The sequence below is a fragment of the Mycolicibacterium setense genome, assembly GCF_000805385.1.
Lineage (GTDB): Bacteria > Actinomycetota > Actinomycetes > Mycobacteriales > Mycobacteriaceae > Mycobacterium > Mycobacterium setense.
The window spans coordinates 369983-385765 of record NZ_JTJW01000003.1 but is presented as its reverse complement, the minus strand read 5'-3'; the positions used below and the strand labels follow the sequence as shown (position 1 = coordinate 385765).

Genomic DNA, 15783 nt, shown 5'->3' with positions numbered 1-15783 from the left:
GGCTAGCATCAGGGATCGTGGACCCGGACCCGGTGGAACCCCCGATTCCCGTTCCCGACGTCCCCGGTGGTGATGCAGGCGCCCGCGGCCTGCCGCGCCGCGCGGATCTGACTGTGCGACAGCGCGCGATCGTCGACGCCTCCGCACTGGCCGACATCGCGTTGCGCACCGGAGTCGCTTCGATCGTGGCCACGTCGATGGTGCCGACCACGCTGGCGTCGATGCTGGCTTCGATTCGGGCACCGTCGCAATCCCGAACCGAGCACGACCACATGCGGTTCTACGCGGATCTGGCTGCGGCACAAGATCCCGCCGTGTCGTTCCCGGCGCCGACCCGGCTTCCCCAGGTATCCACCCGCCCGGCCAATCCGGTCGCCGAGATGATCGCGCACGGCCGGGTGGAGAACATCCGGTTCGACAGCGGCTTCACCGCGGTCAACCCCGCGCTGCGTGAGATGTGTGGCGGTTTCACCCGCAACAACGTTGTCCGGGCACAACATTGGCGCCACGACGACGGGCCCCACCCCACCCTGTGCGTGATCCACGGGTTCATGGGTTCGCCGTATCTGGCGAACGGACTGTTCCTGTCGCTGCCGTGGTTCTACCGCTCCGGGTACGACGTGTTGCTCTACACCATGCCGTTTCACGGTCGCCGCGCCGAACGGTTCTCGCCGTTCAGCGGGTACGGATTCTTCTCCCACGGATACGCCGGCTTCTCCGAGGCCATGGCCCAGGCAGTGCACGACTTCCGTTCGGTGATCGACTATCTGGAGTCCACCGGTGTCGACCGGATTGCCCTGACCGGAATATCGCTCGGCGGCTTCACCTCGGCGCTGCTGGCCAGTGTGGACGATCGGATTCAGGCCGTGGTCCCGAATGTGCCCGTGGTGACACCCGATCGCACGGTGGACGAATGGTTCCCGGCCAACAAGCTCGTGGCGCTGCAACGGCTCGTGGCCCGAACCGATCCGGCGTTGACCGAGGCGGCGGCGCGATACGCCTCACCATTGAACTACCGACCCCTGGTTCCCAAGGAACGACGGCTGATCATCACCGGGCTCGGTGACCGGCTGGCCCCGCCGCAGCAGGCCGAAATGCTCTGGGAACACTGGGATCGCTGCGCGTTCCACTGGTTCCCGGGCAACCACCTACTGCATGTGAGCCAGCCGGACTACCTACGCCGGATGACCCGCTTCCTGCGGGATTTCATGTTCGACTGAGCCCCGGCCCAGCACTGCCTGAGGCAGCGCGGCGGGAGTACCTTCCAGACGGTCCGAAGACAACGGGTTCAGCGCCGCCAACGCCGGGCGGTGCCGGCCACGCGCCGGCGTCATTCCCGCCAGCGGAGCCTTGCGTGACGGCCGGTCCTGCGTGCGGATCGCCGCGCTCACCGTCAACTGCGGTTGTGTCGGAGATCCGGTGAACTCCAGCGCCGTCCACGTTTCCTGGGCCGGCAGAGCGCCGATCCCGGCCAGTGCGGCCTCCAGCTTGTCACTGACCTTGACTCGGTATGCCGCAACGTATCCGGACTCGTCCTTCACGCCGCGCCAGGTCTCCTTGCCCGGGTCAGGCAGCGGGGAATCGACGCCGTCGACGATCGTGACCGTCCAGCCCTGTTCACGCAGGAGATCGGCAAGCCGACGCCCGACAATTTCCGTGGTGTCCCGCAACGGGATTCGCGACGAGCGGGCGCGCAACGCATCGAGATTGTCGCGGGCGGCCACGGTCAGGCTGATCCAGCTTCGGCGCGAACCACCGGCGTCGCGATGGGTCACGCGTACCTTGTCGCAGCGGATCCCGTAGCGGTCGAGGTAGCTGACCACTGCCGGCAGCTGGGCCGGATCCGCGGGATCGACGCGCAGCACGACGGTCTCTGTCTCGACCGGCTGCTCAGGCTGCTTCTTGGAGAGGTTCCGCCGCCACACCGCGAGGTGCCGGGCGATCCGAGTGGTCAGGAACAACCCACCCCACCAGGCCAGCAGCAGCACCACGGCGGCCACGGACACCCCGAGCACCCAGCGTTCGGTATTACTCTGCCACGGCCGAGCCAGCACCGCCGCGACGATGAAAAGGGACGCCAACGCAAGTCGGGCGGTCATGAATGGTCCTTCCGTCGATATGCGCTGAAGGCGACAGCGATGGCGGCCAGCGCAAGTACCCCGGTGCCGGCGAAAGCGACTATTCGCCCGGTGTTGTCACGCGGAGTCGGCTCTGCCGGTGCGGCAATGGGTTTGCCTGCGGGAGCCGCCGGGCCGTCCAGCGGCATGTCGGCGACGTCCCAGGTGAGCGCGGCCACCGGATCGACACCGCCCGCACCGATCACGTTCGACGGCGAGCGGGCGGCGCCCTGCGCCGTCGTGGTCAGCCGGTGCACCACCTGACGTGCGTTCAGGTCGGGAAACTTGCTGCGCACCAGGGCTGCAACGCCGGACACGTACGCCGTGGCGTAGCTGGTGCCGTTGAGCGGCACCAGCTTGTCCTGGTCGGTGGGCATGGCATTGGCGAGTCCTCCGCCGGGAGCGTTGCTCACCGAGGAGATGTTCTCCCCGGGCGCGGCAATGCCCACCCAGGGGCCTGCCATGGTGAACCCGGAAGGCTGACCGGTCGCGTTGAGTGAGCCGACGGACAGCACGTAGGGCTGCCACCACGACGGGACGGACACCGATGAGACGCCACCCCAGTTACGCGGATCGCCCGGAGCACCCGTGTCGGCAAGCGGATTGGATCCGCACGCGGATCCGGTGGTCATCCCACCCTGGGTGTTACCCGCGGCCGCGACGATCACCGCGTCCTTCTCGACCGCCGCATAACGCAGCGCCGCACCGAGTTCGGTCTGGTCGATGTGTTTGTCGGCCGGCACACAGGTCACCACGGAGATGTTGATGACGCGTGCACCCATATCGGCCGCGCGCACCACCGCCCGGGCCAGGCTGGCCACGTCGGCAGCGACACGAGCCTCGACGGGGTCGGCGCCCGGGGTGCGCGGCGCGAACCGCGGCGAGTTCTGCCGGATCGAGATCAGCCGGGCTTCCGGCGCCACACCGGAGAATCCGTCGGCTCCGGGTTGACCGGCGATGAGGCCGGCCACCGAGGTGCCGTGGCCGTCACAGTCGGTCAGACCGTCTGTGGACTCGATGAAATCACCGCCGCCTTCGACGTGGGGCAGCCGCGGTCCCGGCTGCACCCCGGTGTCGATCACCGCGACGGTCTGCCCCTGTCCGCGGCTCTGCTTCCAGGCGCCGGACAGGTTGAGCGCCAACTGATTCGGATTGACCGCGCCGGGGTCGGTACCCGGCATCACCCCGGTGGTGGCACAAGCTGAACGCTGCGCCATCGCCTGCACCGGACCGGCACTGCCGGCAGGCGGGGCGACCTGCGGGTCGACCTCGGGCGGGCTGACGGCACCCGCCGATGGGGAGCCGACCAACAGCACCAGACCGGCTGTGGCCAGAACACCCAGGCTCTTCTGGATCACCGATTCATCACCTGTCGAGAACGAGGCTGAACAGCCCGATGAGGAAAGCCATCACCGGAATCAGCGATGCATCGAGACCGGTGGCCAGGAAGCCGACCAGGCGCCGCATCGGCAGCGAGTACGTGTCCGGGGATGCGGCCCGCGGATTCACTGCGGCGACAACCCAAACCACGACCAGGGCGGCCAGCACGGCCAGCGCCCACCACGCGGCCTCGTACCGGCCACCGATCGCGAAGGCCACCAACAGGACGACGGTCAGCAGGTAGGGATGGCCCAACAGCCAGGCCTTGCACGAGGCCGAGTCCCAGACGCGAGCCCGCAGGGCGGCAGCGAGCGCGGCAGCCACCACGACGTACCAGGCCCACGGCGACGCGGTCGACGAGCCGACCAGAGCCAGCGACCCGGCCACGCCGAGCAGCACGCCCGCAGCGATGACGCCGGTCTGATGCGACTGGCTCACCCGGACCCGGCGCGGCAGATCGGCCAGCACCGAAAGCGGTTGTGCCGACGGGGACGGATCGCCGGGCGCCGGGATGACTGGCAGCGGGAAGCGGGCCCACATCGCGGACAGCTGGGCAGCCTGAACGGTGACCACGAGAGCGACGAGGATCAGCGCACACCCGATCACCGTCGAGTTGATCTCCCACAACGAGGCCGCACCGGCCACCAGCAACACACCGACTCCGGCCACGGTGGTCGCGGTGAACACCGCGATACCCCGGTCATCGGGCGAGCTGGCCATGCTGATCAGGGACCATGCGGCGACTCCGGCCGCGGCCAACAGGATGCTGGGCGCACCGAAATCACCGGGGACGCCGAGCGCGAACGCCGCGGCGACAGGAACCAGCGCGGTGACCGACAGCGCGGTGGCCAGGACCGGTGACCGGCCTCTGGTCGACAGCGCGGCCAGCACGGTGGCGATGGCGATGCCGCTGACGACGAACAGTCCGAGCAGTTCACCGGTCACCACGCGGTGGGCGACGGCCAGGCCGGTGCCCACCAGGATCAGACCGATCAGCGCCAGCGATGCGTAGCGCTCGATATTCGCTGCGCCCCACGGACGCTGGCGGGCAGCCGAGAAGATCACGGCGGCGTCGGCGATGTCCTCGACGATGCGCGGGGCGGCGGGCCCGGCGGGAACGGCTTGCAGCGCAAGCAGATCCCCGTCCACCACGCCGACGGTGTCGAGCGTGGCATCCAGGCTGTACGGCGCTCCCCCAACCGGGGCCAGGCTGAGCCGTGCCGGGTCCGGGGCGCTCGCGCCGTCATCGCCCCCGGTGGGGAGCACGATGCGCTGGACCGCGGGCAGGATCTCGCGCAACGGCAGCTCGGACGGCAGGGCCATCTCGGTCAGCCGGCCGCCGTCGTCTCCAGCGGCCAGCACGGCCACCCGAACGATCGGCATCACAGTGTTGTCGGACATTCCTATGCTTTCTGGGTTCTTCTCATGGAGCGTGAATCTCGGTGGGATAGAGCGTGGTCGTCGGGTGCCGCGGCTTCGCTGTCGAAGTCGCGGATGATCGGTTGGTCCGGGAACCAGGAACCGCTGGGCAGCGAGGCAGTGAGCCGCTCGATCGCCATCGCGATCGCTTCGGCAGTGCCCGCCGTGAAGGTCGAAATCCATTCCCCGTCAAAAGCCTTTGACGGAGAGACCAGAATCCGGCCCTCGGGGGTGTCGATGATGCTGACCCCCACTTGAGTGGTGACCCGGTGACCGTCGCGGTGTTCTCCTGCGACGATCTCGACGTAGGTACGCCGTCCGTCGAACACCGATTCCACGATCGGCCGGGCCGAAGCCGGGACACCGAGGAATCCGAGCACTTCGACCAGCGGGGTGCCGTTGCGGATCTGCTCGTCGGCGCGGGCGCCGGCCGCGGCCGGCAACGCGAACTCCTCGAACCGTGCCGGCCGGCGTTGCGACAGCCCGGCAGTGAGCACCGGGACCAGGCCGTGTGGGTGGTGGATGTCCATCTCGGTGAACGTCACCAGCTGCGCGTTGCGCAACACCACAACTGTCCGGCCGGCCGGACCACCCGACCGCGCGACGATCCCGCGCAGCAGATCCCCCGGACCGGAGACAAACCGCAAGTCGAGCCACTGGGTTGCCCGGCAAGCCAGCCGAACCCATTGCGCCACCTGCGGATTGACTCCACCACTGGCGTCGAGCACGCCCATCCTGGTCAGTTCAGCGGTCTGCGCGGCGGCAAAGCCGAAGCGCTGCGCCGGCTCGCTGTAGGGCGGCGTGATGGCCAGCACCCACGGGTACGCCCCGGCGCCGAGTACCTCGGCGAGGTACCAGGCCTGATCGGTGGTCAGCTCGACCGCGTTAGCTCCCGTGCTCAATGTGGAGCCTCCCGAAGGCCACTGGCACTAGCCCCACTTGGCGCCTTCGGCAGCATCGCGTGCGCTCATCGACATGGTGTTCATCTCGTGAGTGGACGCCATCGCACGGTAGGCCCGGGTCAGCTCTTCCATCGCCTGGTTCCACTGCGCCTGCCAGGCCTGGTAGGTCATACCGGTGTCACCCTGCCAGGCGCTGCTCAGCGCGGCCTGCTCGGCGGCGATGTCGGCGCCCACGGCGTGCAGGGCACCCGAGTAGGTGTTCATCTCCCCGGCGTGCGCCAGCATGGCCGGGTAGTTGTACATGATCTGAGACATGAAAACTCCTGTATCCGTTGCTTGTTCGGCTAGACCGAGGTGTAGGTGCTGGCGGCGGCGGCATCCTGGGCGACGTAGGTGCCCGCAGCATCGCCGAGGTTGAGCTGCGCGATGTCGAGCAGCGCGTTGACCTTGGCCGACACCTCGACAAACCGGGCGTGGGCGGCCTGGAAGGCGGCGGAGGCCTCACCCATGTGGAAGGCCTGCGAGGACATCGCGGCCTGCTCGGCCTGCGCGATGGTGCTGCGCATGAGGGCGGCCTTCGCGCCGAAGGCGGCCTCGGAGGCGATCAGCTGGGGGATGTGAGCGTCCAACAGACTCATGGTTTTTCCTTTCGGATCGTTGATGGATGGTCATTCAAGAGCGGTCTGGTCAGCTGCGCGAACCCCCTTCCGGATTACCCGGGGCCTCGTTGGGGTCCCAGGAACCGGGCAGCATCGGCGAGACGGGGCTCTCGTCGAATCTCTCGCCGGCCAGGGTGGTCAAGCCCGCCGCGGCTGCGTCGGATCTCGTTTCGGTACCGGTGAATCCCATGGTCCCCGCACCGCTTTCAGATGCGCGTACCCGTGGTTCCGGCTGGGGCGCGGGATCCGGATCCGGCGCTTCGTAGTCCATGTAGGCGTCCGCGTAGGCGTGGTCCTCCAGTGCCGCACCCCGCTTGCGCCGACGCTTCCGGCGGGCGGCCAGCGACGCCGCCACACCCGAGGCTGCGGCGGGTATTCCGGCAGCGGGTGCCGAGGCACTGGACTTGCCGCCCACCGTCGGGCTGAAGCCCTCATCGGGGTCGTTGCTCATCACGGCATACGGCGCGAGCGGTGCGGCTGCTGCCGCAGGTGCCGCGGGGGCACCTGCCGCCGTGGCACCTCCGCCTGCGGGTGCACCGGCACCCACCGCGGTGCCGCCGGGGGCGGGCAGGCCGGCCAACGGGTAGGAATGTTGTTGCTCGACCCGCGGCGCGATCTCGGCGGGTGCGCCCGCGGGTGCAGGCGCCGCGGGGGGCTGCATGACGTGGTCGACCAACAACACCAGTCCGGTGATCCCCAGCGCCGCGAGCGCCGGTATCAGGAACGGCGAGGCCAGGATCATGCCCCAGGTCGGCCATCCGACCAGGTTTGTGAAGACCTGGTAGGCAACGGCCGACAACAACGGTCCCCAGGTACCCCACGCGCCGATCGGGTCGGTCATGAAGTCGTTGAGCATTTTGCTCAAGTTGCCCATCGGGTCTTTGAGGAAGTCGATGATGTCCTGCCCACCGGGCACGTTCTGCAAATACTGCTCGAGCAGGTCGGACAAGAAGTTCGAACTGTCCATCGCCGAACCGGATTCAGCGGCCTGGGCCTGCGTCGTCATCTGCTGCATGTTGGCCGATGCGGTACCTGCCTCCCCCACACCGGGTTTGAGCAGCATCGGCGACGGTGTTCCGGCTGGGGCAGCCATGACGGCAGCTCCCGAGACGGCCTGATAGGTGGCCATGGTGGTGGCTGCCTGGATCCACATCCGGACGTAGTCGGCCTCGTTGACCGCGATCGGAATCATGTTGATACCGAAGAAGTTCGTGGCGATCAGGACACCGTGTACGACGTGGTTCAGCGCGAGCTCGGGCAGCGTCGGCATGGTGGCCACTGCCGTGGTGTAGGCCGCGGCGGCGGTCTCGTGTTGTACCGCGACCGCGGCACTGTTGGCGCTCTGCTGCGCCAACCAGGTCAGGTACGGCCCGTGCGCGGCGACGTACTGCTCCGAACTCGGCCCTTCCCATCCGCCGGCCTGCACCCCACCCAACACACTGGTGAGTTCTGCTGCCGCCGAGGCGTATTCGGTGCTCAGCGACTGCCACGCCCCCGCTGCGGCCAGCAACGACCCGGCGCCTGGACCGCTGGAGAGCAGCGTCGAGTGCACCTCGGGTGGTAGGGCCATCCAGATGGGGGCGGTCATGTCAGATGCCGCGCGCAGTCATGTAGGACGCGGCGGCCATCGCGTCACCGGTGACGTAGCTGGCGCCGGACTCCGCGACACCGGCACCCGAACGGCCGAGCTCCTCCACACCCTGAGCGGCCAGCGTCGAGTGCTGGGCGCCGTGGGCGCTGAATCCGGTCGCGGTCTGCAACGACACCGCATCCGCGGCAGGCGGGATCACCGCCGAGACCAGGGGGGCGGCCGCGGCATGGGCGGCGGCCAGACGCGCGGTGAGCGCCTCGACGGCCGCACTCGCGGCGGTCAATCCTTCCGGAACTACTCGCAATGTCATCAGGATTCCTTTCTCCCGTTGTTCACGGACAGTGCCGCGTCATCGATGAGTGGGTTGACGAGCTGAACGAACTCGGGCGCGTCGCCGTCGCCGAGCAACATGCCGCGTCCCGCGGGGAACCGGGCGAACCGGTGCCCGCGGAGCTTGCCGCTGTCGGCGGGATTGCCCGACAGCATCAACGTGGTCGCCTGAAGGTCGTTGAGGCGACGCAGCAACGGCGCCGTCATCACGGCGTGCGCCGATCCGGTGGCCCGGGCCGTGACGATGACGCGCAGTCCCAGATCGGATGCCTCGGCCAGCAGACCCACGATGTTGGTCCACGGCCGCTGCCCGGCGAACTGGCCGCTGACCGCGGGTCCATCGGGGATCTGGTCGACGTCGTCGATGATCAGGTAGTGGATGTGGCCGTCGGACCCCGTCCGCTGACTCCAGGCGCTGAGCTCCTGCGGGCTCAAACCGGCAGGCGGACGGCGCTTCTCGATGAGTGCCGACAGACCCAGCATCGCCGGCAGGACGCGGTCGATATTGGCGGTGTACTCGTTGTCCGGGAACAACGGCTCCTCCACCAGGTGCAGTCGCCGGTCGATGACCGTGAAGGCCACCTCATCGGGCCGGGAGTTTTCCCGGATGGTCCGGATGATGTGACGAAGCAGCGTGGTCTTGCCTGACTTCGCATCGCCGAACACCGCGAGCAGCGGGTTGTTCTTGAAGTCCAGCACCACCGGCGCCAGGTCTTCTTCGCGCTGGCCGATGACCACCTGCTCGGGAGCCGGGTACAGCGGCCGCAGCGCGGCGGGTGCCAGCGCGGTGGGCAGCAGGCGCACCGGCGGTGCACTCTGTCCCGGGTAGCGGGAGTTGATGACGGCGATGTCGCTGAGTTCCGGCTGCGCGAACAGGAAGTGCTCGGCCGCCATGGTCAGACCGCGGCCCGGCTGATCGGCCGGCACGGACTCGGCCGGGCGACGCAACGCACCCACCACCCGCACGATGCTGTCGTGGCTGTCGTGCAGCTTGAGCTCCAGGCGCAGGCCCAGGCCGTCGCGCATCGCCAACGGCACCTCCAGCCAGTTCGGCGTCGTGATGACGACGTGGATGCCGTAGGCCAGACCGCTGTTGGCCAGCTCGGTCACCTTGGCCAGCAAGGGGTTACGGGTATTGAAGGTGTCGGTGTTGTCGCGGCTGAAGGCGTACAGGTTGTCGATGACCAGAAACACCTCGCCATAGCCGTCGGCATACCTGCCCACCCGGCTCACCGCACCCTGCTGCTGGCGGGCCCGCAGCAACTGCTCGAGCTCACCGAAGGTACGGCGGATGCGCTCGGGCTCCAGCGGGGACGCGACACTGCCGACGTGAGCCAGATCCGCCAGGCCGGCGAGCTGGCCGCCGCCGTAGTCCAGGACGTAGAAGCTCACCTCGCTCGGCGAATGCAGCGCGGCGGCCGACAGGACGAAGGTCTGCAGCGCGGTCGACTTACCCGATCGCGGACCACCGTGGATCAGCACGTTGGCCGCCGACGAGTTCGCGTCGAACACCAAGGCATCGCGGCGCATCTCGAACGGCTTGTCGATTTCGCCCAGCGGCCAACGCAATTGGCCGGCTTCGATGCCGGTGCGGGCCAGCACGTCATCGAGCGCGATCACGTCGTCCAGCGGCGGCAGCCACAGCTTGGGTGCCTGCGGGCCGTAGGCGGCCAACTGGTCGCCGATGGTGGCGATCAGCTTGCGCGGTGGCGCGACGTTGACCTCTGGCTCGTTCGTGACGATCACCGTATCGGGCTCTGGCTCAACGCGCGAGGCGGTGAACAGCTGAGGCTGCGGCAGGGCCCGCACCACGATCGACTTCTCGGCGCGCGGCGGATCGTAGATGCCGTCGACGTAGGTGCTGCGGAACTTGATCGGCACCGCGCCCGGGGCAGGCACCAGGAAGCCCTCGCCCTTGTGCTCGCGACCCGACTCGATGTGATAGGCGTCCTCGACCCCGATGATCTGACGAGAGATGCTGGGGCTGGCCACCTTCAGGCCGATCCGGTACGACGTGTTCTTGTCGATGTCCTTGATCCGGCCCACGTCCAGGGTCTGCGACGCGAACAGGATGTGAATCCGGAACGAGCGACCCTTGCGCGCGACGTAATCGAACAGGTCGGCGTACTCGGGATGCTCGGCGAGCATCAGGGTGAACTCGTCGGCGACCACGAACAGCGTCGGCATCGGGGGCAGGTCATGTCCAGCGGCGATGGCGGCCTCGTACTCGGTGACCGAGTTGAACGCGCTGCCCTGCACGCGGCGGCCGGCCTCCTTGAGCATCTGCTCACGGCGGGCCACCTCACCACGCAGGGTGTCGGCAAATCGGTCGGCCAGCGACTTCTTCTCGGCCATGTTCGAGATGACCGCGACGACCTGAGGGAAGTTGCGGAAGATGTCGGCCCCGGCCTCACCCTTGAAGTCGGCGTAGATCACGATCAGCCGCTCAGCGGAGTGAGTGGTCAACAGCGACAACAGGATCGACATCAGGGTCTGAGACTTGCCCGAGCCGGTCATACCGATCATCAGGCCGTGCGGGCCCATGCCGCCCTCGGCCTCGTCCTTGAGGTCGAAGTACAGCGGCTCACCGGTGGCGGTGACGCCGATCGGCACCCGCAGCTCGTCGTCGCGGTTACGCGGAGCCCACAGGCTGGCGACATCCAGTGCCGCGGCATCCGGGATGTCGAGCAGCGTGGTGAAGGTGGCACCGCCGGTGGCGGTCGACCGCACGTAGCCGGGGTTGGAGTCCCAGCGCGACAGGCGCCGCGCGATGTGGGCGGCAGCGGCGGCCGACATCGCGTCGGCCTTGTCCACGAACGGCTGCCATCCACTGCTCTGCCACCGCTCGATCCGGCCTTCGGTGACCCGCAGGATGGGCCGCTCGGGATCGGGGTACTGCTCGCGGTTGGGCAGCTTGTCGCTGCGGTGGATCACGGTCACCCCGGTCAGACCGGGCTTGCGGGCGATGTCGTCGGGATCGGCCTCGGGATCGTCGAGCACCACCAGCAGGTGCTTGAGCGCCTGGTCCGCCTCAGCGGGGAATGCAGGCCGGCCGGCCAGGGCCGAATCGAGTTGTCCGCGCAGCTCGGTGACACCGGCGGTCAGGTACCGCGCCGGGCCGACACCGTCGGCCTGGGACGGAATATCAACGTGCGGCAGCCATTTCAGCCACGACCAGTCATCGGCATCGACGTCGGGTGAGGCCAGCGCCACCCCCAGCATGGTCGGGTCGTGCCAGGTGACGGCCTGAGCGATCCAGGCCCGCAGCGCATCACGGACCTCCCCGGCCTCACCGATCACGGTGATCCGGGCGAGCTTGGTGACGTCGATTCCGGTCGGGGCGTCACGCACGGTGCGCTGCACGTCGAGCAGACCGCGAAGAGTGCTGTGCGACACCGGCTCCAGGTCGATCTCGTCGGCGATGTCCTTGACCTTCAGGGCCGCATCCAACGGCACGTCGTGCAGTCCGGCGCGCAGCACCAGGAAGTCACGGTCGCGCGGATCGCGCTCCCACTGCCGACGGGTGCCCGGAATGATGGCCAGCGCCTCGGGCTCCGGGTGGGACCACTCCAGCGCTGCACGCTGCTCAGCCGCGTGGGCCCGGACGTTGTCCCGGACCACCGACAGGTAGCGCAGATAGTCCGCACGCTCGGCATCGACCTCTTCGGTGCGCATCTTGTTGCCGCCGCGGTAGAGCGCGGTGGCAGCCAGAAGCAATACGAACGGGAAGAACAGCATGGTCGGCGAGATCATCCGCATCCCGGTGGCGAACAGCGCCACGATCATGCCCACGATCAAGATGACGATCAGGTACGGCAGCACCCGACGCAGCAGCGACGGCGGGACTATCCGCTCCAACTGCGGCGGCGGCTCGATCGTGATGGTGCCCTTGCGGGTGGTCGGCGGAGCCAGCCTGCGCTGGTGCTCGAAAATAAGCCTACTCATCGCGTTGCCTCCAGGCGGGCAGCATTTGCATTGGACGACAGCGCATCATGAGCGGTCAGGGCGTCGCCACGGGACAGGGTCGGGCCGGCAGCGAACTGCGTCAGGATCGACCATGGAATGGGTAGGGCAGGCGAGGTAAGGCCCAGCGCCGCAACAACTTTGTCGTCACCGGCGGTCTCGATGCCGTAACGGACTCCGGTGTCGCTCACCCAGAACAGCGAGCCCGCGGTCGGCGAGCCCGGCTCGGCTCCGACGGTCTGCACGAAGTAACCGCTACCGGGGGCGAGCGCGACCCGGTTGGCGGCGCCGTTGCTGCCCGCTCCGACCAGATCGACGGGGCGCAGACCGTCGGGCACCGGCAGCGCCGCACCCGAGAGAACCGACAGCTTGCTCTCGGTCGCACCGGTCGGCTTGATCCACTGGGCGCAGGTCACCGGGGCGGTCGACTCTGACACCAGCTGGACGGGTGCATCCGGGTAGGCGGCGGTGTCCAGCGCATGTGAGACAGGCATCCGCGACACCTCGTCGGGCCCGATCCGCGGTGCCTGGTCCAGGCCGTAGGAGTTGGTGTTGCGCAAGATCGAAGCCAGCACCGGAGAGACCGGCTGCAGACCGTCGGACAGCACCGCGTAGTAGTGGGCGGTGTTGTCAGCGCCATAGGCCGCCACCACACCACCGACGGGCACTGGTGTCGACAACCCGTAATTCGTCGGTGCGCCGGCGTCGGCGATGGCCGGGGCGGTCAGCGCGGGCGCTTCGGGGATGGCGTTGAACAGGCCGGCCGCGATGGGCCGCGGCGCGGGGATCTGCCCGCCGAGACCGAGGGCATCGGTGACGGCACGGTTGGCCAAGTCGATCGGGCTGCGCTTGCCGTCCCACAGCAGCCAGTCGCCCGGGGTGGGGCCACCGCTGTGGTGCACCAGCACGGCCTGGTCGGAAGTCAGCGCCAGGGCACGCTCACCGCCCGATCCGAGTGTGCCGGCGATGACCGTCACCCCGGCGTTGGCGCCGGAGACCGCGTCGCACACGGTCCAATCCGCGTCGGTGCTGGTGGTCTGCACCATCCGCTCGGGCGCACCGGGGATGCCGAGCAGGTTCCCGCGCGGGAACTTGTCGATCTCACTGGTCTTGACAGTGGTCGGGTTGTCCGCCTTGCCTGCGATCAACCGCGCGGAGGTCAGGTTGAGCACGGGATGCAGCTGCTCGCCGACCCGCACGTACAGGGCCGCCGTCGACCGGTCGGCGAGGACCGTGTCGTTGCCCGCCGATCCGCCCGGCCGGAACAGTGAGAACAGGAAACAACCAACCAGACCCGTAACCAGGATCAGGGCACCGGTCAGCACAGCCCGGCTCTGCGTGCGCAACGGGTCGACCAACATGCGGGTGTCGTGCAGCGCCACGCCAGAAGCAATGCGGCGCATGACGAATCGCCAGCCCGTGACCTGGTTCTTGGTGACAAAGCCACGCCGGTACTGCACACCGTCGGGATTCTCGTTTGACGGCGTGCGTGACGTGAAGGAGCGGCGCTCGTCAGACCCCGGGGCGGTCATTCAGGCACCGACAAGCCCAGGCCACGCAGCAGCGGGGCAGCCGAATTGTTCACGTCACCGGCGGTGATCGTCATCATCTCCTCGTCGGTGAAGTCGTCGTTGTCAGAATGATCGAGGCGGTACTCGCGCTCCTCTTCCGAACGCTCGACCAGGTTTCGCACGAATCGACCGTTGCCCGCGATGTCGAGGCAGCGGCGCTGCACTCCACTGGCGTCGGGCATGGTGGCCGACGCCAGGTGGCCGAACAGCCTCTCCATCTCGTCGTGCGCAGTCTTCTCAAAGGTGCTGTCGCGCTTCTCGGCCATCCGCTCGGCGATCTCGACGAGCTCGGACGACGAGTACGACGGGAAGTCGATGCTTCTGGTGAAACGCGAGCGCAGACCTTCGTTGGTGTCGAGGAACATGTCGAGGTCCTTGCGGTACCCGGCGACGATGACGACGAGCCGGTCGCGGTCGTTCTCCATCCGGGCCAGCAGGGTGTCGATGGCCACCAGGCCGAAGTCGTTCTTGGCGCCGGTGGACACCAGGGCGTAGGCCTCGTCGAGGAACAGCACGCCGTCGAGTGCGCTGTCGATGATGGCGTTGGTCTTGGCCTCGGTCTCACCGATGTGCTGGCCGATCAGGTCGGCGCGATGCACCTCGCGGACCGTCTCCTTTTTGAGAAGGCCCAGGCCGCAGTAGATCTTGGCGACCACGCGGGCGATGGTGGTCTTACCCGTTCCGGGCGGGCCCGCGAACACCAGGTGGTTGGTGCGCTGGGCCACGGCCAGCCCGCGCTCCTGGCGGCGGATCGACATGGCGACCGAGCTCTTGAGCCGTGCGACCTGGAACTTCACTTCTTCCAGACCGATGAACTCGGCCAGCTCGGCTTCGGCCTCGACCAGCAGGTGCGCCTTGCGCTCCTTGGCGCCGGGATCGACGAAATCCGACTCCGAGGGTTCGGTCTCGGGATCCCACGGGTCGGTGCGGGCGTCGATGCGGGCGGCGTTGGTGGTGAGCAGCCCGAAAGACGGATCCGTAAGGGCGTCCTCGACCTGCTTGTTCTCCGGGTGCGCCGCGAACAGGTCCTGCAGTACTTCGCCTGCGTCCTCGTCTTCGCCCTGCGCGCGCAGGGTCAGTGCCTTGGCGAGCGCACCGTCGAGGGCTGCCACCGCGATCGGGCCCGACGGGTCCTCCAGATAGGACAGCGCGGGGGCCGGCATGCCGAGCCGGGCCAGCGCGATGCCGAGGGTGATCCGTGCGGCGTGCGAGGTGACCTCGTCGAGCGACGGGTTGGTGACCACGGGGGTGAGCAGACGCACCACGTCGGACCAGCGCTCGGCGTGGTGGTTGAACGCCACCCGCAGCCAGGTGGCGTTGAGCCAGCCGGGACGGCGGTCGAGTAGGTCGGCCACCAGCGCGTCGGCCTCGGCACGCGCGCCCGAGGCGTAACGCCGCGCCGCGTAGGCGAGCTGGAAATCGTCCACCTCGCTGGCCCGGAACTGAAGATAGAGCCCACTGTCGTAGAGGAACCCGAGGGCACCGGCAGCCAGGTCGATCTCGCGCTGCAGCAGGCCGGCGCTGCCCCGGGTGCGCCACACCGCGTCGATGACCGGTCCGGACACATCACCGGCCGCGGCCAGACCGGCCCAGGCGTCACAGTGGTCGTGCGCGATGCGGGTCAGACCAGCAAAGCCGGCCCGGGCCGCGTCGAGATCGGCGGGCCGTTGACGGTCGTTCACCGTCAACCCCAACGCACGACAACATGTGGCGAAGCGGCTGATCACATCGCGATCGAGCCGGGGTGCTCCCTGAGGCGGAGCCGCAAGCGTGTCACTACCCATATGCGTGCACGGGAGCGACGAAGCCCCCGATTCTCTCCCTTATGTATGGCTAAGCTAACTTTTGCTG

Annotated in this window: 12 protein-coding genes; 1 reads left to right on the top strand and 11 read right to left on the bottom strand. The window is 68.3% G+C overall.

What is annotated here, in order from left to right:
* Nucleotides 1–17: 17 nt before the first annotated feature.
* Nucleotides 18–1220: an alpha/beta hydrolase family protein gene (locus tag QQ25_RS03320; protein WP_039377133.1), complete on the top strand. Its 1203-nt coding sequence runs from the start codon at nt 18–20 to the stop codon at nt 1218–1220.
* On the opposite strand, the gene eccE is transcribed toward QQ25_RS03320, so the two are convergent.
* From eccE to eccA, 11 genes are read right to left on the bottom strand one after another with little or no spacing between them, the layout of a single operon-like run.
* Nucleotides 1176–2099, bottom strand: a complete 924-nt coding sequence (eccE, locus tag QQ25_RS03315; RefSeq protein WP_039313359.1) for a type VII secretion protein EccE — start codon at nt 2097–2099, stop codon at nt 1176–1178. The two genes, QQ25_RS03320 and eccE, sit on opposite strands and share 45 nt — an antisense overlap.
* Entirely contained in the window at nt 2096–3475 is a 1380-nt protein-coding gene (gene mycP, locus QQ25_RS03310; protein ID WP_039377130.1) for a type VII secretion-associated serine protease mycosin, read from the bottom strand. The genes eccE and mycP overlap by 4 nt, the downstream gene beginning before the upstream one ends.
* Nucleotides 3476–3482: 7 nt before the next feature.
* A complete protein-coding gene (gene eccD / locus QQ25_RS03305; RefSeq protein ID WP_039377127.1) occupies nt 3483–4898 on the bottom strand; it encodes a type VII secretion integral membrane protein EccD in 1416 nt (471 codons plus the stop codon).
* Between the two features lie 2 nt (nt 4899–4900).
* Nucleotides 4901–5818, bottom strand: coding sequence for an ESX secretion-associated protein EspG (locus tag QQ25_RS03300; RefSeq protein ID WP_039377125.1), 918 nt, complete (start codon nt 5816–5818; stop codon nt 4901–4903).
* A gap of 27 nt (nt 5819–5845) precedes the next feature.
* On the bottom strand, nt 5846–6133 hold the full coding sequence (locus QQ25_RS03295) for a WXG100 family type VII secretion target (RefSeq protein ID WP_019342950.1): 288 nt from the start codon (nt 6131–6133) through the stop codon (nt 5846–5848).
* Between the two features lie 29 nt (nt 6134–6162).
* Nucleotides 6163–6456, bottom strand: a complete 294-nt coding sequence (gene esxG, locus QQ25_RS03290; protein WP_029106090.1) for a type VII secretion system protein EsxG — start codon at nt 6454–6456, stop codon at nt 6163–6165.
* 49 nt (nt 6457–6505) lie between these two features.
* Entirely contained in the window at nt 6506–8065 is a 1560-nt protein-coding gene (locus QQ25_RS03285; RefSeq protein ID WP_039377123.1) for a PPE domain-containing protein, read from the bottom strand.
* A 1-nt stretch (nt 8066) separates the two neighbouring features.
* Nucleotides 8067–8378, bottom strand: a complete 312-nt coding sequence (locus QQ25_RS03280; RefSeq protein WP_039377120.1) for a PE family protein — start codon at nt 8376–8378, stop codon at nt 8067–8069.
* A complete protein-coding gene (locus QQ25_RS03275) occupies nt 8378–12343 on the bottom strand; it encodes a type VII secretion protein EccC (protein WP_039377117.1) in 3966 nt (1321 codons plus the stop codon). The genes QQ25_RS03280 and QQ25_RS03275 overlap by 1 nt, the downstream gene beginning before the upstream one ends.
* Nucleotides 12340–13893: a type VII secretion protein EccB gene (gene eccB, locus QQ25_RS03270; protein WP_039377114.1), complete on the bottom strand. Its 1554-nt coding sequence runs from the start codon at nt 13891–13893 to the stop codon at nt 12340–12342. Before eccB ends, QQ25_RS03275 begins: the two co-directional genes overlap by 4 nt.
* Nucleotides 13890–15659, bottom strand: coding sequence for a type VII secretion AAA-ATPase EccA (eccA, locus tag QQ25_RS03265; protein WP_039313331.1), 1770 nt, complete (start codon nt 15657–15659; stop codon nt 13890–13892). Before eccA ends, eccB begins: the two co-directional genes overlap by 4 nt.
* Between the last annotated feature and the right edge of the window lie 124 nt (nt 15660–15783).

What these genes read in the sequence shown, in the direction of transcription:
- eccE (WP_039313359.1), bottom strand. Translation starts at nt 2,099, where the DNA reads ATGACCGCCCGACTTGCGTTGGCGTCCCTTTTCATCGTCGCGGCGGTG.
- eccD (WP_039377127.1), bottom strand. Translation starts at nt 4,898, where the DNA reads ATGTCCGACAACACTGTGATGCCGATCGTTCGGGTGGCCGTGCTGGCC.
- QQ25_RS03295 (WP_019342950.1), bottom strand. Translation starts at nt 6,133, where the DNA reads ATGTCTCAGATCATGTACAACTACCCGGCCATGCTGGCGCACGCCGGG.
- esxG (WP_029106090.1), bottom strand. Translation starts at nt 6,456, where the DNA reads ATGAGTCTGTTGGACGCTCACATCCCCCAGCTGATCGCCTCCGAGGCC.
- QQ25_RS03285 (WP_039377123.1), bottom strand. Translation starts at nt 8,065, where the DNA reads ATGACCGCCCCCATCTGGATGGCCCTACCACCCGAGGTGCACTCGACG.
- QQ25_RS03280 (WP_039377120.1), bottom strand. Translation starts at nt 8,378, where the DNA reads ATGACATTGCGAGTAGTTCCGGAAGGATTGACCGCCGCGAGTGCGGCC.
- QQ25_RS03275 (WP_039377117.1), bottom strand. Translation starts at nt 12,343, where the DNA reads ATGAGTAGGCTTATTTTCGAGCACCAGCGCAGGCTGGCTCCGCCGACC.
- eccB (WP_039377114.1), bottom strand. Translation starts at nt 13,893, where the DNA reads ATGACCGCCCCGGGGTCTGACGAGCGCCGCTCCTTCACGTCACGCACG.